We start from the raw sequence: 18,360 nt of genomic DNA, 5'->3' as shown, positions 1-18,360 counted from the left end.
GAGCGGCCCATGACCACCCTCCACAACCTCGGCTTTCCCCGCATCGGCGCCCGGCGCGAACTCAAGTTCGCGCTCGAGTCCTACTGGAAGGGCGAGTCCTCGCGCGACGCCCTGAAGGCGCTCGGCGCGCAATTGCGCCAGCGCCACTGGGCCGACCAGGCCGGCCTGGACTTCGTGCCCGTGGGCGACTTCTCGTTCTACGACCAGGTGCTGGACATGAGCTTCACGCTGGGCAACCTGCCCCAGCGCGTGAGCGGTTTCCATGGTGATGCGCTGGACAACCTGTTCCGCGTGGCCCGGGGCCGCTCGGCCCAGGCCGTGGAAGAGCACGGTGCCTGCTGCGGCGGCGTGGCCGCGGGCGAGATGACCAAGTGGTTCGACACCAACTACCACTACATCGTCCCCGAGTTCACGGCCACCACCGACTTCCAGCTCGACGCCTCGCGCCTGCTCGCGCAGCTCGCCGAAGCCCAGGCCCAGGGCGTGAAGGCCAAGCCGGTCATCGTGGGCCCGGTGACCTACCTGGCGCTGGGCAAGGCCAAGGACGGCAGCGACAAACTCGCGCTGCTGCCGCGCCTGCTGCCGGTCTACACGCAGCTGCTGGACGCGCTGGCCGCGCAGGGCGTGGAGTGGGTGCAGATCGACGAACCGCTGCTCGTCACCGAACTCGACGCCGAGTGGCAGCACGCGTTCAACACCGCCTACCACCACCTGAAAATCTGCCGCACCAAGCTGCTGCTGCGCAGCCTACTTCGGCCCCCTGCTGGAGAACAAGTACCTGGCCGCGAACCTGCCGGTGGCCGGGCTGCACATCGACACCCTGGACGCGCGCGACGACGTGCTGCCCCTGATCCACCTGATGCCCGCGCACAAGGTGCTGTCGCTGGGCGTCGTCAGCGGGCGCAACATCTGGAAGACCGACCTCACGGAACTGCTGGACTGGCTGGAGCCGCTCGCGCAGCGCCTGGGTGAGCGGCTGTGGATCGCGCCCTCGTGCTCCCTGCTGCACGTGCCGGTGGACCTGGGCAGCGAACAGAAGCTGGACGCCGAGGTGAAGTCCTGGCTGGCCTTCGCGCTGCAGAAGCTCGATGAACTGAAATTGCTGGGGCGCGCGCTGAACGAAGGCCGCGACGCCGTGCGCGACGAACTCGCCGCCAACCGCGCGGCGCTGGCGGCGCGCCGGGCGTCGGCGCGCGTGCACAAGCCGGCGGTGCAGGCCGAGGTCGCGGCGATCGACGCGCGCCTCGGCCAGCGCCAGAGCCCCTATGCCGAGCGCGCGCCGCGGCAGGCCGCGCTGCTGAAGCTGCCGGCCTACCCCACCACCACCATCGGCTCGTTCCCGCAGACGGCGGAGATCCGCCACGCGCGCAGCGAGTTCAAGGCCGGGCGCCTCGACGCGGCGGGCTACCGCGCGGCCATGCAGGCCGAGATCGCGCGCAGCGTGCGCGAGCAGGAAGCGCTGGGCCTGGACGTGCTGGTGCACGGCGAGGCCGAGCGCAACGACATGGTGGAGTACTTCGGCGAGCAGCTCGACGGCTATGCGTTCAGCCAGTTCGGCTGGGTGCAGTCCTACGGTTCGCGCTGCGTGAAACCGCCCATCCTGTTCGGCGACATCGCCCGGCCCCGCCCGATGACGGTGGAATGGATCACCTACGCGCAGTCGCTCACGGACAAACCCATGAAGGGCATGCTCACCGGGCCGGTCACGATCCTGAACTGGTCCTTCGTGCGCGACGACCAGCCGCGCTCGGTCTCCTGCCAGCAGCTCGCGCTGGCGATCCGCCAGGAAGTGCTGGACCTGGAACAGGCCGGCGTGCGGGTGATCCAGATCGACGAGGCGGCGCTGCGCGAAGGCCTGCCGCTGCGCCGCTCGTCATGGCAGGACTACCTGGGCTGGGCGGTGGAATCGTTCCGCCTCACCGCCAACGGCGTGCGCGACGAGACGCAGATCCACACCCACATGTGTTATTCGGAGTTCAACGACATCCTCGCCTCGATCGCCGACATGGACGCCGACGTGATCACCATCGAGACCTCGCGCTCGGACATGGAGCTGCTCGACGCGTTCGACCACTTCAACTACCCGAATCAGATCGGCCCGGGCGTCTACGACATCCACTCGCCCAACATCCCCACGCAGGACCACATCGTGCAGCTGATGAAGAAGGCGGCGCGGCGCATCCCCGCCGAGCGCCTGTGGGTGAACCCGGACTGCGGGCTCAAGACCCGCCAGTGGCCCGAGGTCATCCCGGCGCTGGGCAACATGGTGGCCGCGGCGCGGGCCTTGCGCGCATCGGCCTGAGGCCAGCCCCCCGGCCGGGATCAGGCCAGGCCGCCGGCCGCGCCGGGCAGGTCGCGCCGGGGCCGGGGGTGGCGCTTGCCATTGAGCAGCTGGCTGATCCAGGTGTGGCGCACGAAGAGCTGGTAGCTGCCCAGGCAGACCAGCGTGGTGGCCGTGATGTTGATGGCGATCTTGAGCAGGGCGGGCAGTGGCAGCTGGTACAGCAGCGCGCCGAACAGGATGGTGAACGGGAAGTGCACCAGGTAGACCCAGTAGGCGCTCTCCGCGAGGTAACCCAGCACCCTGTGGCGCGACTGCAGGAAGCGCAAGGCCAGGCCGATCGACGCGAAGGCCCAGAGCCAGGCCGCGCAATGGAAGCTGTAGGCGCCCAGCAGCATGGGGCCGTGGCGCTGCGTCACCAGGCCGGACAGCAGGTAGAACCCCAGGCCGAGTGCCGCGAAAAGCCCCCAGCGGCGCTGGAACTGCGCGAACAGCACCGCCTGCTGCCCATGCAGCATCAGCCCGAAGCCGAAGTACACGCCGTAGTGCACCCACTCGTTCCACGGCGGCAGGAAGGAGCCCGAGTTCACGATGAAGCCACGCGGGTAGCCGGCGGTGGCGGCCAGCAGCGGCAGCGCCAGCAGCGCGAAGCCCCAGGGCCGGCGCGCCACCCAGGCGAGCACCGCGCCAGCGGGCGCGAACCAGCGCCGGGGCAGGCGCATCAGCCCGGCGGTGATCACGCAGAACCACAGCAGCAGCCACAGGAACCACATGTGCATGGTGCTGATGCCGCGGTCGGGCACGTTCGCGGCCACGGCCAGGTCGAACCCCCATTGGTTGAGCGCCAGCCGGTTCAGGAACAGCAGCGCCGCCAGGCTGGTGAGCACCCACAGGATGGGCCAGAAGATCGCGAACGGCAGGGCCAGGCGCGCGAGCCGGTTGCGCAGCAGGCCGCCCGGGCCGCGCGATTCGGCCAGCAGCGCCGCGAAAAAACCCGCCAGGATGAAGAAGGCGGGCATGCGGAACACGTGGATGAAGCTCACCAGGGCATCGGCGAAGGCCGTGCGCTGCTCGTCGAGCCAGACGTTGGGCATGGGGTGCGTCGTGTAGACCGCGGCCACATGCAACACGATGCCCAGCCACATGAGAATGGCGCGCAGGTTGTCCAGCGCGTGGAGGCGGACCCCAACGGGCGCGGGCGCAGCGTGTTCACTCATGAGAGCGCGACATTAGCAGTTCGTGGGCGTTCGCGCCACCACCCGCGAGACCCCGCCAGCCGGCGGGGAGCAGCCGCTCAGCCCGGGCGGATGTGGTTGCGCTGGATGACCTCGGCCATGGCGGCCGTGTCGCTCTTGATGCGGCGCGCCAGGCCTTCGGGGCCGGTGCCGGCGACCTGCCAACCCTGGCCGAAGATCTTCTGGCGGATGTCCTCGCGGCGCACGATCTCGGTCAGCAGGGTGCCAGGCGGTTCACGTGCGCCTTGGGCAGGCTGTTGGGCGCGGCCACGGCGTTCCAGATCTCGAGCTGGAAGTCGCGCACGCCGGCCTCGCTCAGGCTGGGCACGCCGGGCACCAGGCTGCTGCGGCCGGTCGACGTGACGCCGATGGCCTTGAGCTTGCCCGCCGTCACCTGCGGCATCGCCAGGCCCGGGGGCAGCAGCGACATCTGCACCTGGCCCCCCAGCATGGCGGTGATGACCTGCGGGTTGCCCGGGTACGGCACGTGCACCGGCGCGATGCCGGCGCGGCTCTTGAGCAGCTCCATGCCCAGGTGGGCCACGGTGCCCACGCCGGGCGTGCCGTAGTTCCACTTGTCGCCGGAGGCGCGCGCGGCGGCGATGTAGGCCGCGCCGCTCTCGGCCACGCTGGCGGGCACGCTGAGCACCAGGGGCGCGACGGCGATCAGCGAGACGGGGGCCAGCTCGGTGATCGGGTCGTAGGTGGTGTCGGGGTTGAGGATCTTGGCGATCGTCATGTTGCCGTTGATCATCAGGCCGATGGTGTGGTCGTCGGTGGCGCGGGCCACCGCCGCGGCGGCGATGTTGCCGCCGGCTCCGGGCCGGTTCTCGATCACCACCGGCTGGCCCAGGGCCTGCTGCAGCGGCTCGGCGAGGAGGCGCGCGGTGAGGTCGGGCGAGGAACCGCCGGGGAAACCCACGATGATCTTCAGCGGCCGGCTGGGCCAGGCGGCCTGGGCGTGCGCGCTGGGCAGCACGGTGGAAGCGGCCACGGCGGCGGCGGTGGCCAGGGCATGGCGGCGGGTGACGGGGGTGTTCTGGAAGTTCATGTCTGCCTCTGGTTTCGGGATGGATGCACAAGGATTCTCACTGCTCCGGAGCGCGAGCCGCAACGAAAGAAGTGCACCCTCCAGAGGCATCAAGGGTCCGGCTGCGCCGGCCCGAGATGCCGTCCCCCTCGAAGCGCCGGAGGCGCGCCACGGAGGGGGGAAGCCGCGCAGCGGCGCAGGGGGGTGTCTCATCATCTCATCGGCTCGGGCGGTCCGTCGTAGAGCCACGTATTGTCCAGCAATCGTTCGCCCAGCATGCTCATGGCGGAGTCCCGCGCCCAACGCAGCATGCCCTGGGCGTGGAAGACCACGCCGTTGCGCTGCGAGAGCTTCTGCACGCGCGCGTTGCGCTGCCAGCGGGTCCGGGCGTAGCGCGACAGCCGCAGCGCCCAGTCGCTGCCGGCCTCGCGGTCCTGCACCAGGCGCCCGAGCGTCCAGGCGTCCTCGATGCCATGGCCGCGCCCTGCGCGAAATAGGGCCGCATGGGGTGGGCCGCGTCGCCCAGCAGGGCCACGCGGCCGCGCGCCTGTTCGTGCGGGCCGCGCAAGGCGGGCCGGTCGTTCAGCGGCCACAGCGTCCAGTCGGGCACGGCCGCGACCATGGCCATCAGCTCGCCGCAGGCCGGGCCCAGGGCGCGCCGCAGGTCGCTGGCGTGGGCCTCGTGCGTCCAGCCCTGGGGGTCGTCGCCGGGCGGCAGCTGGCCTTGCACCACCGCCACGAGGTTGAACCAGTCGCCCTGCTTCACCGGGTAGTGCACCACGTGCAGGCGCGGCGCCAGCCAGGCCGTGACCAGGTTGGCGCGCAGGGGCGTGGGCAGGTCCACCGAGCGCACCATGCCCCGGTAGGCCAGGTGGCCGGTGGCGCGCACGGGCGGCCCGCCGAGCAGGCCGGCGCGCACCCGGCTCCACAGGCCATCGCAGCCGATCAGCGCCTCGCCCGACAGCGTCTCGCCCTCCTCCAGCGCCACCTGCACGCCCTCGCCTTCTTCCGTCCAGCTCGCCAGCCGCGCGCCCAGGCGCAGCTGCACCTCGGGCCGGCGCTGCACCGCGCTCAGCAGCAGGCCGTGCAGGTCGGCGCGGTGCAGGGTGGCGTAGTGCTGCCCGTGGCGCGCCAGCGCCAGGGCGCCCAGGCGCAGGTGGCCGAGCTGGTTGGCCCGGTGCGCGTCGCGCACGCGCAGCGCCTCCGGCAACGCGGCGCAGGACTGCAGGGCGTCCATCAGGCCCCACTCGGCCAGCACGCGCACCGCGTTCGGCCCGAGCTGCAGGCCCGCCCCCACCTCGCCAAAGGCCTCGGCCTGTTCCAGCACCACCGAGCGCACGCCCGCGCGGGCCAGCGCGAGGGCGCAAGCCAGTCCACCAATGCCACCGCCCGCCACGATCACTTGTTGGTTCATGCGCGCGATTGTGCCGCCCCGGCCGGGCTGCGTGAGGTAGCGCACCAACAAGGCTGGGGGAACGCGATAGGCTGGCACTTCGATCACCCGGAAAGGACCTCCGATGACCGCCTCGCTCCAGCCCGCCACCGAACTGGCCCGGGCGGCCAGCCAGCCCTACCCCAACGACAGCAGCGAGTACCGCACGGCGCGCACGGCGCTGCTGGCCGAAGAGATCGAACTGCGGCGCCACATCGAGCGCGTGGCCGCGCAGCGGCGCGCGTTGCCGCCGGGCGGCGTGGCGGCCGATTACGAGTTCCGCGACGAGAACGGCAAGACGGTGGGCTGGAAGGCGCTGTTCGGCGCGCACGACACGCTGGTGACCTACTTCTGGATGTACGGGCCGCAACGCGAGCGGCCCTGCCCGATGTGCACCGCGTTCATCGGCTCGCTCGACATTCCCGCGCGCGACCTCTCGCAGCGCGTGGCGCTGGCGGTGATCGGCCGCTCGCCGGTGGAGCGGCAACTGGCCTTCGCGCGCGAGCGGGGCTGGAAGAACCTGAAGTTCTACGCGACGGTGGGCGACCGCTTCGCGCGCGACTACCGGGGCCTGGCACCCAATGGCGAGGAGTGGCCCGCGCTCGATGTCTGGGTGCGGCGCGACGGCCAGGTGCGGCACTTCTGGGGCTCCGAGCTCGGCGGCACGGCCGACCCGGGCCAGGACCCGCGCGGCGCGCCCGACCCCACGCCGCTGTGGAACATCCTGGACCTCACGCCGGGCGGGCGCGGCACGGACTGGTACCCCAGACTGGACTATGGCAACGGCGCCTGAACGCGCGCTTGCCGAGGGGCGAAGGGATCAGGCTTTCAGCCGGTCTTCGATGAACGCGACGACGCGCTCGAGGCGCTGCACGACCAACAGCTCGCCCGGCATGTCCGCGAACTGCGCCCGCGGCCCGAAGGCGATGACGGGTTTGTGGAACGCCAGGCACAGGCGCACCTCATCGCGGGTGCCGTGCGCACCCGGCAAGGCCACGACGACGTCGCTGCTCAGCACGTTTACGTGGTTGCGCGTGTGCAGCTCGGGTGGATCGGATGCGGCGCGGCGCGGGAGCGGCGTGACGATCCGGATGTCGACATGCGCGTTGGGGTAGCCCTCCAGCGGCCGAAAACCGTGCTCGGGGTCGGCCAGGGTGGGCAGCACCCCGATGGCGCAACCGCGCCGGCCGGGGTGTTCGTGAAACGCCTTGCCCACGCTCGCCATCACGCCCTGGCCACCGCCTGTGAGCAGGTGGTGGCCGGCCTCGGCGATCCACGCGCCCAGTGGTCTGGCGAGCCGGTTCCAGGGTCGGGAGCCCGAACCCATGACGCCGATGACGGCCATGGCACCCGGGGACGTTCAGAACGCCTGGACGTTCCACTCGTAGTCGAGCGCCACGGCGCTCACCGCGGCCAGGCGCTCCTCGGGCGACTGGGACAGCGACGCCAGCAAGCGCGCATTGAACGCGTCGAGCGTCGCCTTGGCCTGGTCCGCCTGCGCGGGGTCCACCGCCTGGTCTTCGAACTTCTGCACATAGGAGTGGGCCGCGACGCCCACCACGAAATACAGCGCGGCGTTGTCCGGATCCGTCTTCATGAGGGCGAACGCGCCTTTGTAGAACGCCTTGAACTGGTCGGTTCCCGCCAGGCCCTGCGCAAACGTCTGCGCGATGTGTTGAAAAGTCATGCCGGAGGTTCTCCTTTAAGCGGGGACAGGGGACACGGGGGAGGATGCGATGCCACCATGGGCCTCGGACCACGCCCCCGGGGTTCGAAGAAATGCGGCCCATTCCGCGAGGGCCGATGGGTCGAACCCATCGCGCCCGCGCGCGGCATCCAGCACGTCCTGCCAGGTGCACAGGGCATGGACCCGCATCTGGTGCGCGTGCAGCATCGCGGTGGCATCGAAGGTGCCGTAGTCGAAGACCACGAAGACGTCGCGGACCACGGCACCCCGCGCGCGCAGTGCCTGGCAGAAGGTGAGCTTGGACAGGCCCGCGGCCATCAGGTCGTCCACCAGCAGCACCGCCGAGCCGGGCGCCACCACCCCTTCCACCTGCGCCTGGCCCACGGCCCGCTTGCGAACGTATTGCAGGGGCAGGTTCAAGGCATCCGCCATCCAGGCCGCGAAAGCGATGCCGCTGGACTCTCCTCCCGCCACGGCGGCCAGGCCCTCCAGGGCGCCGGCGGCGCGAAGCCGGGCCAGGGCCTGCTCCAGCAGCACCTGCCGCGTCCGCGGAAACGAAATCAGTCGCCGGCAATCCATGTACACCGGGCTGGCCCAGCCCGATGGCAAGCGGAAAGGCTCATCGGTTCGGCAGCTGACGCAGCCCGCCTCGATCAGCAGCTCGGCCACCGCGTGGGCGGAGGATGGGTTGGGCATCATGGCGACTCCGTCAATGGGTCCACCCGCTCCAGCAGGCGCCGCAAGCGCTGCGCGCCCGTGCGGCCCTTGTAGGCGCTCTTCCAGAGGCGGCCGATCATGTCCTCGTACAGGCGCACGGCTTCGGGTGAGGCGGTCACGGTGGCAATGCCGTTGCGCACGTTGGGCAACTCGCCCAGCCGGAAAGGGCTCACCGCCAGCACGGTGCGCTGGTTCCCGGAGAACAGCTGGAAGGTCGACGAGGGCATGGCATCGTCGATCAGGCCGATCTGCACATTCAGCGGCTCGCTCTCCATCAGATCGGCAATGCGCACCACTTCGTTGCGCGCGGCCCGCACGCGCTGCATCCGGACCTCGTGCGGGAGATCGACCCGCCCGACCAGCCCCGTCAGCACGAAGCGCTCCAGCTCGCGCATGCCGATCAGGCTCACGATGCTCATGCGGCGCTGCTCGAAGAACCGCCGACGCTCGGCCAGGATGGTCAGCATGTCCTCCACTTCGCCCTGGCGCGCTTTGCCCTGGGACTTCGGCGAGGCCTCGAGCAGCATTTCCCGCAGGTGCGTGAGGTACTCGTCGGAGGTCAGCAGCAAGGAAATGGGTTCGAAGTGGGCCAGGATGCGGTCGGATGTCTGCTCGAGCTGGCGCATGCGTTCGAACAGACCCAGGGCGTTCGAGTAGTACTCGACCTCCACCCCCAGCAAGGAGGCCAGCGACGTGTTCAGCAGCTGGGCCAGCCTTTCCAGGGTCTCGATCTTGACGATCTCGCCCTTCTCCATGCGGTACACCACCGCGCGCGACACGCCGAGCTGCTCGGCCACATCCTCGGCCTGCAGCGACGCGCCGATGCGATAGGCCTTGAGCCGGTTGCCCAGGTCCGCATAGTCAATCGAGGAAGCTGGCGGCAAGACGGGTGTGCTCATCTCTTTTTCACTCGGTCGAATCAAAAAAGAGAATATAGGGCACCTGCTGGAAAAGACATACCGGCATCGGGCGGGTGAGCCAGTCCCCGCCGCGCACCGTTCGGCGGCGCACCCGCATGCCAGGGGGAAGAACGGACGAATTCATGGGCAGGCTCCGGGCCGTGGGTGCTCGATGGGAAAAGGGGGTCGTGCTCATGGCGCCGGGCGCACCTGCCAGGGCACGGTGCTCCCGCCCAGGAAAGGGTGGATCGCCGCGCCGCCGGGCAGCGCCACGTTGTCGGGCACCGCTTGCGGCGCGCGCAGCAGGGTGAGGGTGTCCTCGTTGGGAGAGAGGCCGTAGAACCGGGGCCCGTTGAGGCTTGCAAAGGCCTCCAGGCGATCGAGCGCGCCGGCCTGATCGAAGACCGTGGCGTAGGCCGCCAGGGCGGTGGGCGCATTGAAGATCCCGGCGCAGCCGCAGGCGGATTCCTTGAACGCGCGCGCGTGGGGCGCCGAGTCGGTGCCCAGGAAAAAGCGCGCGTCGCCCGAGGTCGCCACCTGGATCAGGGCCAGCCGGTGGCGCTCCCGCTTCAGGATCGGCAGGCAGTAGAAGTGCGGCCGGATGCCCTGGGTGAAGATGGCATTGCGGTTGAACAGGAGGTGCTGCGGCGTGATGGTCGCGCCCAGGCGCCCGCTGTGATCGGACCGCACCACCTGCGCCGCCTCTTCGGTGGTGATGTGCTCCAGCACCACCTTCAGCGCGGGGAAGTCGCGCAGCAGCGGCTGCAGCGTGCGCTCGAGAAACACCGCCTCGCGATCGAACACGTCCACCGCCGGGTCCGTGCTCTCACCGTGCAGCAGCAGCGGCATGCCGATGGCCTGCATGCACTCCAGCGCCGGCGCCACCTTGGCCATGTCCGTCACGCCAAATTCCGAATGCGTGGTGGCGCCCGACGGGTACAGCTTGACGGCGCTGAACACGCCCTCTTCGTGGCCGCGGCGCAATTCGTCGGGCGGCGTATGGTCGCAGAGGTAGGCGGTCATCAGGGGCATGAAGCGATCGCCCGCGGGCACCGCGGCCAGGATGCGCTCGCGGTAGGCGCGGGCCGCCTCCACCGTGGTCACCGGCGGCTGGAGGTTGGGCATGACCATCGCCCGGCCGAACGACCCTGAGGTGTAGGGCAACACGGTTGGCCAGCACGTCGCCATCGCGAAGATGCAGGTGCCAGTCGTCGGGGCGTCGGATCGTGATCAGGTCGGTCATGGTCGGCCTCTTCAGGCGATGCGGCTGGCCGCGACGGAGAGCGCCTGCACGCCCAGCATGAAATCGTCGAGGTCCATGGACTCGTGCGGGTTGTGCGAGCCGTTCTGGTTGCGGATGAACAGCATCGCGCTGGGAATGCCCGCGTTGGCGAACAGCGCGGCGTCGTGCCCGGCGCCGCTGGGCAGGACTTCGTAGGCCGCCCCCTGGTCCGCGCAAGCCTGCGACAACAGGGCGCACAGGCGCTCGTCCATGGTGGCGGGCTCGCTCAACAGGCGGCGGTCGAAGCGGAAGCTCACGCCCCGCTCACGGGCAATCGCGCTCACCTCGGCCTGCACCAGCTGGTAGAAGGCTTCGAGCGTGTCCGTGCTTTTGCTGCGCGCCTCCAGGCTGAAGCCCACCTGGCCGGGAATGCGCGATATGGAGTGTTCCGCCGGGTCCGTCTGCAGGACGCCCACCGTCACCACCAGGTCGGTGCCGCGTTCCAGCAAGGCCCGCCAGTGGGCGTCCAGCCGCATGACGAGATCGGAGACGGCGAAGACGGCGTCATGGCGGAGCCAGCGCGGCACCACGCCGGAATGCTGGGCATCGCCCAGGCACTCGATGCGGTTGTGCCGGACGTTGCCACGGATGCCCGAGACCACGGCCAGTGGCAGCTGGCGCGCCACCATCACCGGCCCCTGCTCGATGTGGAGTTCGATATAGGCCTTGACCGCCGCCTTGTCGATGAGCACGTCCTGCGCGCGGACCGCCTCGATGTCGGCGCCGCTGTGCTTCATGCAATCGGCCAGGCACTCGCCGGTGCTGCGCTGGCGCAGCGCCAGGTCCTCGGCGCCCAGCTTGCCGAACAGGGCGCCGGAGCCCATGTAGGCCTTGCCGAACCAGGCGCTCTCCTCGCCCCGGAAGGCGATGGTCTGGATGGGCACCGCGGGACTGACGCCCTGGCGCCGCAGGGCCACCTGGCACAGCAGGCCCGCCACGACCCCGGCCAGACCGTCGAAGTTGCCGCCTTGCGGCACCGAGTCGATGTGCGAACCGATCCAGACCGAAGGCCGGTCCACCGGCGCGTCCGGCAGCGAGAACACCACGTTGGCGGCCCGGTCCGAGGTCGCGACCAGCCCCTCCGAGCGCGCGAAGTCCCGCAGGTAGTCCGCCGTGGCGGTTTCGCCCGGGCCGTAGCTTTCCCGCGTCACGCCCACCCCGTCGAACGAGAGTTCACGGACGTCGGCAAAGAGTTTTTCGGCCAGGGGCCGAAGTTCAACAAGGTTCATGGCAGTCGCCGGCGGTGGGCATCAACCCGATTGCTGGGCAAAGCGCAACCAGCGGTCGGACAGCTGCCGATCCAGCCGGACCTGGCCGGTCAACTCGCGGACGTGGGTCACGCCGGTCTCGTCGCAGAAGGCGTGAAGCCCATCGATGATCTTCTGCATCGCACCGGGATCGATGAACGACGCGGTGCCGACTTGGACGGCACTGGCACCGGCCAGCATGAACTCGACCGCGTCCTCGGCGTTGGAGATGCCGCCGCAACCGATGACCGGGATGCGCACGCTGCGGTAGCACTGGTGCACCATGCGCAAGGCAATCGGCTTGATGGCGGGCCCGGACAAGCCGCCCATCACATTGCCCAGCTTGGGCTTGCGGGTGCGGACGTCGATGGACATGCCCAGCACCGTGTTGCCCATCACCAGGGCGTCCGCCCCGGCTTCCTCGGCGGCTTTCGCCACGGCGGCAATGTGCGATGCGTTGGGGGTGAGCTTGACCCAGAACGGGTGCTGGGTTCGTCGCCGGATGGCGCTCACCACCTTGTAGGTGGTTTCGGGCGTCATCGCGAAGGCCATGCCATCGGCCTCCAGGTTGGGGCACGAGATGTTCGCCTCGATCACGGCGACCTCCGGCAGCGACATCTCCTCGATGGCCTGCGCGAACTCGTCCACCGTGTCGGCCGAGATGGACACGACGACCGGCGTGTCGAACCGCGTGTAGGGCGGCAGCACCTCGCGCCGGTAGTGTTCCAGGCCTTTGCTCGGGATGCCGATGGAGTTCATCATCCCGCCGTGGGTTTTCGGTCACCCGCGGCGTGGGGTTGCCCGCGCGGGGTTTCGGCGAGACGCTCTTGATCACCAGCGCGCCCAAGCGGTTGAAGTCCAGCGCTTCGGCGTATTCGATCGCGAAGCAGCCGGAGGCGGGCATGACGGGGTTGCGCAGCGCGACGTCGCCCACTTTGACATTGAGATCAGCCAAACTCCACCTCCCCCACCACCTGATCGATCGAGAACACCGGGCCTTCGCGGCAGACGCGCAGGAACCGCTTGTCGCCGCCGTGATCGAACAGCCGCACACAGGAGAGGCAGACCCCCATGCCACAGGCCATCCGCTGTTCCATGGCGACTTCACCGCGCGTCTGCGGATAGTCCTTCAGCACCTGCTGCAGCAACATGAGCAGGCGGTGCGATCCACAGGTGTAGACCACGTCGTGGTGCTGCGCGTCCATCAGCCGGCGCACCAGGGCCTCGACCGCCTCGACCGACGAGCTGCCATCGCTGTCATGGACCACGTGCACATCGGCCTGCGCACCGCGCAGGAATTCGTCGCGCATCAGGTCCTGGGGTGCGCGTGCCGACATCACCGCCGTGATGGCGATGCCCGAGCGCGCCGCCAGTTGCAGCAAGGGCGCCATGGTGGCCAGGCCGACGCCCCGCGCCACCACCAGGATGCGCCGGACACTGGCGTCCAGCACGAAGGTGTTGCCCAGCGGGCCGACGATGTCCATCTGCCCCCCCACGGCCAGCGTCGCCAGGGCCTTCGTGCCCAGGCCGGTCACGTTGTAGAGGAATTCGATCGTGCCGGGTGCGGGGCCGACGCCATAGACGCTCATCGGCCGCAGCAGGAAGGGCTTCATGTCGTCGGTCGACGGGCACTTGAGCTGGTAGAACTGCCCGGGCCGGGTGATGGCCGCGAGATCCACCTCGGCGGTGAGCCGGAGGTACTTGTAGCGGTCGTTGACCCAGCGGTGCTCCACCACCTCGCAGCGGTGCGAGGCCACCGCCTCGGCATTGCGCTGGAAGCAGGCGCGCTCGGTCAAGGTGGCGCAGGCTCGCGGTGCGGCCGGGAGACGCTGGAGCGCTTCGGTCATTCCAGCTCCTTGCCCTTGAGTTCGGGAATGAGGAACACCGTGCGCACCATGTCCAGCAGGTAGATGGCGGCCAGCAAGGCGATGGCGATCTGGAACGAATAGGCACTGACCAGCGCCCCCACGACCACGGGCCCGAACCCACCCACGCCGCGGCCGATGTTGAACAGCACGTTCTGCGCCGTGGCACGGGCCTCCGTCGGGTAGGCCTCCGACATCAGCGCACCGTAACCACCCAGCATGCCGTTGACGAACATGCCCAGCACGGCACCCGCCCACAACATCTGGATGGGGTCGGTCAGTTGAGAATAGAACAGCACCATCGCCACGGCGCCCGCCTGGAACAACAGGAAGCTGGGCTTGCGGCCGATGCGATCGGCCAGCTGGCCGAAGATGAAGATGCCGGCCATCATCCCGAGGATGGTCACCGAGGTCCACAGGGCCGATTTGGTGAGGTTGAATCCGAGCTGCTTCGCCAGAAAGCTGGGCATCCAGATCATGATTCCGTAGTAGCCGAAGTTCTGCACCGAGCACAGCACCACGATGCCCGCGCTGATCTTCGTGGTCGCCTTGTCCTTCACCAGCAGCCTGAAGGCCTGCCCCTTCGACGCCGGCCTGGCGGCCTGGCGCACGAACACCTCGGGTTCATGCAGCTTGTTGCGGATCACCCAGGCCACCAGGGCGGGCAGCACCCCCACCAGGAACATGCCACGCCAGCCGATGACGGGCAGGAGCAAGGGCGTCAGCAAGGCGGCGCCGAGCACGCCACATTGCCAGCCCAGCGCCACGTACGAGGACACCCGCGCGCGGTGTTTGGCGGGCCAGGCCTCGGCCGCCAGCGCCATGCCGATGCCGAACTCCCCGCCCAGGCCGATGCCCGCGATCGTGCGGTAGATCAGCAAGTCCCAGTAGCCCTGCGCGAACGCGCACAGGCCGGTGAAGACGGCGAACAGCACGATGGTCCAGGTGAGCACCCGGATGCGCCCGTACCGATCGCTCAGTGCCCCGAAGACGATGCCGCCGAAGACCGCGCCCACCAGGGTCCAGGTCACCAGGGACCCGGCCTGGCTGGGCGTCAGTTGCAGCTCGGCCGAGATCGCGCTGAGCATGAAGCCCAGGATCAGCAGGTCGAATCCATCCATCGCATAGCCCACCGCCGAGCCCGCCAGGGCTTTCCAGCTGTAGCCATCCACCGCATCTTTCTTGCTCATTTGAGTCTCCACCCCACAGGGCTTTCGTTGCACGGGACATCGCCGCAAGGCTTCGGCGAGGTTCGACATCTCTTCTATGTTTTGATACTAGTATCTTTTTTGATACTTGTCTCGTTCATGAGATAAGTGTTTTCCCGGATGCGACGGCCGGTGATGCGGCGTCAAGGCGCGCGCAGAGGCCCGCGCCTCATGGCCGAGGGCGCGGTGCGATGGTGGTGAAATGGGAGGCGCTCAGCACCGGTTCTGCAGGCGCAGCCGGTGGGCCGGAACGGTTCGCCGTTCAGGCCTTTTTCGTGGCGCGCCGACGCACGGGCCGCTGCACGACGTGCCGGCGCGTGCCCTCGGCGTTCAGAGGATGCGGTTGAACCAGAGCACCGACAGGCCTGCCGACAGCAGCGCGAGCAGCGAGGCGGCCAGGGCCAGCAGACCGGAGATTTCGGTTTCCTTCTTCTCCACCGTCAGCCGCGAGCTCAGGGTCTCGTAGACCTTCTTGAGGTTCTCGGCGGTGCCGGCGTAGTAGTACTCGGCCTGCGTGGCGCGCGCCACTTCCTTGAGGCTTTCCTCGTCGAGCCGCACGCGCATGGACCAGCCTTCGAAGCCGATGATCTCGCCGTCCACCGTGCCCACGCCCACGGTGTAGACGCGCACCCCGCGCTCGGCCGCCATCTTCGCGGCCTCGGCGGTGTCCACGCCGGTGGTGCGCTGGCCGTCGGTGAGCAGGATGATCGCGGCCGAGGTGTAGGAGCCCGGCGCCACAGGCGTGAAGGTCTTCTCGTCGGGCTTGGGCTGGTCGAGCGAGCGGCCCTTGGGCGCGAACGGATCGGTGTTGCGGCTGTAGGTCATGTCGCCGAGGTTGATGCGCTGCTCGGGGAACAGCTCGGAGAGCGAGACCACGATGGCGCTGCCGATGGCGGTGGCGCGCTGCAGCTGGAACTTGTCGATCGCGGTGACCAGGTCTTCGCGGCTGAGCGTGACGGGCTGCACCACCTGCGCCGAGCCCGCGAAAGCGACGATGCCGACCTTCACATGGCGCGGCAGTTCGGCCAGGAAGGCCTTGGCCGCGTTCTGCGAGGCCACCAGGCGGTTGGGCTTGACGTCTTCGGCGCGCATGCTGCCCGAGACGTCCATCGCCAGGATGATGGTCTGCTGGGTCGAGGGCAGCACGATGGTGGCCATGGGCCGCGCCGAGGCCAGCAGCATGATGCCGATGGCCAGCAGCAGCAGCACCGGGGGCACGTGGCGGCGCCAGCCCGGGCCTTTGCCCATGGCCTCGCGCACGATGGACAGGCTGGCATAACGCAGCGCGGTCTGCTTGCGCCTTCGCAGCAGCCACACGTAGAGCAGCACCAGCAGCGGCAGCGCGAGCAGCAACCACAGCAACTGCGGCCAGAGAAAGGTGACGGGCCAGTTGTTCATGATGGACGGGCTCCTTCGCGTGGGACGCCGCTGAAGCTGCGGCGGTCCCGGGTAGGCAACTGGGTGGGCACAGGGCGTGCGCCGGTGCCGTTGCGCGTCTCGCGCAGGCGGCGCTTGCGCAGGTCGATGAAACGCAGCACGGCCTCGGCCAGGTCGTCGTCGGTGGACAGCTCCAGGGTGTCGACGCCGGCGCGGCCCAGGCTTTCACGCAGCTGCGCCTCGCGCTGCGCGGCGATGCGCGCGAAGCGCTGGCGAAAGCCCGAGTCGTGCGTGTCGACCAGGAGCTGTTCGCCGGTCTCGGCGTCCCGGATCGGGATCAGGCCGAGGTCGGGCAAGTCGAGTTCGAGCGGGTCGAGCAGGCGCACGGCGACCACGTCGTGGCGGCGCGCGAGTTCGCCCAGGGGTTTCTCCCAGCCGGGCTCGCTGATGAAGTCGGACACCACGAACACGGTGCCGCGCTGGCGCACGGTGTGCACAGCGGCCTTGAGGAGGTCGGCGAGCTGGGTCACGCCGTTCTTCGCGTTGGCGTGCACCGGCGGCTGCAGCACCATCTGCATGAGCCGCAGCACCTGGGTGCGGCCGCCGCGCGCGGGCAGCACCGCGTCCACCACGGGCTGGCCGCGCGAGCCGTAGAGCACGGCGCCCACGCGGTTGCCGTGGCGCCCGATCAGGCGCGCGAGCACGGCGGTGAAGTCCAGCAGCACCTGGCTCTTGCGCTGCTCGCCCGAGCCGAAGTCCACCGAGGGGCTGAGGTCGAGCAGAAACCAGGCGGCCATCTCGCGGTCTTCGGTGAACACGCGCACGTGCGGCGTCTGCAGGCGCGCGGTCACGTTCCAGTCGATGTGGCGCACGTCGTCGTGGTGCTGGTACTCGCGCAGGTCGGCGAGGTCGAGGCCGGAGCCGCGCATGAGGGTGCGGTAGTCGCCCTGCAGCAGGCCGTCGAGCCGGCGCAGCACGGTCCATTCGAGCCGGCGCAGCAGCGCCTCGGCCCGGCGCGCGACCGGCGTGGCGGCGGCCGCGGCGTTCGCCGGCGCTCCGCCTTTCCTGCCGAACAGCCGCCCAAGCATGTCAAGCCACCTTTTTCTCGTGTTCCAACGGCCGGGCCGGCGCGGGAATGTGTTTCATGATGCGGCCGATCAGGGTTTCGCTGGTCAGGCCTTCGGACAGGCCCTCGTAGGACAGCACCACGCGGTGGCGCAGCACGTCGGGCACGAGATCGGTCATGTCTTCGGGCAGGGCGTAGTTGCGCCCGCGCAGCATGGCCAGGGCGCGCGCGCCTTCCACCAGGCCGATGGTGGCGCGCGGGCTGGCGCCGAAGGTGATGAGGTGCGCCATGTCCTTGATGCCGTGTTTCTCGGGCGTGCGCGTGGCCGAGACCAGCTTGACCGCGTACTGCACGAGCGAAGGATCCACGTACACCTGCCGGCATTGCGCCTGCAGCGCGGCGAGCTGGTCGGTGGTGCGCACCGCGTTGACGTTGACGGCCGGGCCGGTGACGCGCTCGACGATGACGAACTCCTCTTCGTCGCTCGGGTAGTCCACCATCACCTTCATCATGAAGCGGTCGACCTGCGCCTCGGGCAGCGGGTAGGTGCCTTCGGTCTCGATCGGGTTCTGCGTTGGCCATCACCAGGAAGGGGTTGGGCACCTTGTGCGTTTCGCCGGCGATGGTCACCTGGCGTTCCTGCATCACCTCCAGCAGCGCGCTCTGCACCTTGGCCGGCGCGCGGTTGATCTCGTCGGCCAGCAGCAGGTTGGCGAACACGGGGCCCAGCGAGGTGCTGAAGTCGCCGGTCTTCTGGTTGTAGATGCGCGTGCCCACGAGGTCGGCGGGCACCAGGTCGGGTGTGAACTGGATGCGCTTGAAGCGGCCCTGCACGACGCTGGCCAGCGTCTTCACGGTAAGGGTCTTGGCCAGGCCGGGCACGCCCTCGACCAGCAGGTGGCCCTGGGCCAGCATGGCGACCATGACACGTTCGAGGAACCGGTCCTGCCCGACCACCACGCGCTTGACCTCGTACAGGATCTGCTCCATGAGCTGGGCGGTGTCGGGGGCGGTGCTTTGGTCCATGGAACGCT

Annotated in this window: 12 protein-coding genes and 6 pseudogenes; 2 read left to right on the top strand and 16 right to left on the bottom strand. The window is 69.4% G+C overall.

Annotation, left to right across the window (positions count from 1 at the left end; translation table 11 throughout):
• Nucleotides 1-9 precede the first annotated feature (9 nt).
• Nucleotides 10-2,302, top strand: a pseudogene (metE, locus tag ACFJGX_RS11840) (5-methyltetrahydropteroyltriglutamate--homocysteine S-methyltransferase).
• Between the two features lie 20 nt (nucleotides 2,303-2,322).
• Here the strand turns inward: metE and ACFJGX_RS11835 are convergent.
• From ACFJGX_RS11835 to ACFJGX_RS11825, 3 genes and pseudogenes are all read right to left on the bottom strand, one after another.
• Nucleotides 2,323-3,498: an acyltransferase family protein gene (locus ACFJGX_RS11835; RefSeq protein WP_382156041.1), complete on the bottom strand. Its 1,176-nt coding sequence runs from the start codon at nucleotides 3,496-3,498 to the stop codon at nucleotides 2,323-2,325.
• Between the two features lie 77 nt (nucleotides 3,499-3,575).
• Nucleotides 3,576-4,567 (bottom strand): annotated as a pseudogene (locus ACFJGX_RS11830) (Bug family tripartite tricarboxylate transporter substrate binding protein).
• 191 nt (nucleotides 4,568-4,758) lie between these two features.
• A pseudogene (locus ACFJGX_RS11825) lies at nucleotides 4,759-5,960 on the bottom strand (FAD-dependent monooxygenase).
• Between the two features lie 103 nt (nucleotides 5,961-6,063).
• Here ACFJGX_RS11825 and ACFJGX_RS11820 point away from each other — a divergent pair.
• Complete coding sequence (locus tag ACFJGX_RS11820; RefSeq protein ID WP_382321154.1) at nucleotides 6,064-6,771, top strand: DUF899 family protein; 708 nt, start codon at nucleotides 6,064-6,066, stop codon at nucleotides 6,769-6,771.
• A gap of 27 nt (nucleotides 6,772-6,798) precedes the next feature.
• On the opposite strand, the gene ACFJGX_RS11815 is transcribed toward ACFJGX_RS11820, so the two are convergent.
• From ACFJGX_RS11815 to ACFJGX_RS11755, 13 genes and pseudogenes are all read right to left on the bottom strand, one after another.
• The gene (locus ACFJGX_RS11815) at nucleotides 6,799-7,323 is read right to left on the bottom strand and encodes a DNA-binding protein (RefSeq protein WP_382321157.1); all 525 of its coding nucleotides are present in this window, start codon (nucleotides 7,321-7,323) and stop codon (nucleotides 6,799-6,801) included.
• A gap of 15 nt (nucleotides 7,324-7,338) precedes the next feature.
• A complete protein-coding gene (locus tag ACFJGX_RS11810; protein WP_382321159.1) occupies nucleotides 7,339-7,665 on the bottom strand; it encodes a hypothetical protein in 327 nt (108 codons plus the stop codon).
• A gap of 15 nt (nucleotides 7,666-7,680) precedes the next feature.
• A complete protein-coding gene (locus tag ACFJGX_RS11805; protein WP_382328426.1) occupies nucleotides 7,681-8,361 on the bottom strand; it encodes an orotate phosphoribosyltransferase in 681 nt (226 codons plus the stop codon).
• Nucleotides 8,361-9,281, bottom strand: a complete 921-nt coding sequence (locus tag ACFJGX_RS11800) for a helix-turn-helix domain-containing protein (protein WP_382321165.1) — start codon at nucleotides 9,279-9,281, stop codon at nucleotides 8,361-8,363. The genes ACFJGX_RS11805 and ACFJGX_RS11800 overlap by 1 nt, the downstream gene beginning before the upstream one ends.
• 7 nt (nucleotides 9,282-9,288) lie before the next feature.
• On the bottom strand, nucleotides 9,289-9,426 hold the full coding sequence (locus ACFJGX_RS11795; RefSeq protein WP_382328424.1) for a hypothetical protein: 138 nt from the start codon (nucleotides 9,424-9,426) through the stop codon (nucleotides 9,289-9,291).
• Between the two features lie 47 nt (nucleotides 9,427-9,473).
• Nucleotides 9,474-10,524 (bottom strand): annotated as a pseudogene (gene pyrC, locus ACFJGX_RS11790) (dihydroorotase).
• A gap of 11 nt (nucleotides 10,525-10,535) precedes the next feature.
• Nucleotides 10,536-11,792 (bottom strand): hydantoinase/carbamoylase family amidase, encoded by a 1,257-nt coding sequence (locus tag ACFJGX_RS11785; RefSeq protein WP_382328422.1) that lies wholly within the window; start codon nucleotides 11,790-11,792, stop codon nucleotides 10,536-10,538.
• 21 nt (nucleotides 11,793-11,813) lie between these two features.
• Nucleotides 11,814-12,765: pseudogene (locus tag ACFJGX_RS11780) on the bottom strand (dihydroorotate dehydrogenase).
• Complete coding sequence (locus tag ACFJGX_RS11775; RefSeq protein WP_382321176.1) at nucleotides 12,758-13,657, bottom strand: dihydroorotate dehydrogenase electron transfer subunit; 900 nt, start codon at nucleotides 13,655-13,657, stop codon at nucleotides 12,758-12,760. Before ACFJGX_RS11775 ends, ACFJGX_RS11780 begins: the two are co-directional and overlap by 8 nt.
• Nucleotides 13,654-14,865: an MFS transporter gene (locus ACFJGX_RS11770; protein WP_382321178.1), complete on the bottom strand. Its 1,212-nt coding sequence runs from the start codon at nucleotides 14,863-14,865 to the stop codon at nucleotides 13,654-13,656. Before ACFJGX_RS11770 ends, ACFJGX_RS11775 begins: the two co-directional genes overlap by 4 nt.
• A gap of 348 nt (nucleotides 14,866-15,213) precedes the next feature.
• Entirely contained in the window at nucleotides 15,214-16,281 is a 1,068-nt protein-coding gene (locus tag ACFJGX_RS11765) for a VWA domain-containing protein (protein ID WP_382156004.1), read from the bottom strand.
• Nucleotides 16,278-17,348: a DUF58 domain-containing protein gene (locus ACFJGX_RS11760; RefSeq protein ID WP_382321181.1), complete on the bottom strand. Its 1,071-nt coding sequence runs from the start codon at nucleotides 17,346-17,348 to the stop codon at nucleotides 16,278-16,280. Before ACFJGX_RS11760 ends, ACFJGX_RS11765 begins: the two co-directional genes overlap by 4 nt.
• 1 nt (nucleotide 17,349) lies before the next feature.
• Nucleotides 17,350-18,352 (bottom strand): annotated as a pseudogene (locus ACFJGX_RS11755) (AAA family ATPase).
• Between the last annotated feature and the right edge of the window lie 8 nt (nucleotides 18,353-18,360).

Origin of the sequence: Hydrogenophaga sp. UC242_50 (assembly GCF_042697355.1) — a bacterium.
Taxonomy (GTDB): domain Bacteria; phylum Pseudomonadota; class Gammaproteobacteria; order Burkholderiales; family Burkholderiaceae_C; genus Hydrogenophaga.
Note: the sequence above shows the minus strand (reverse complement) of the source record. Positions and strands in the feature narration are given on the sequence as shown.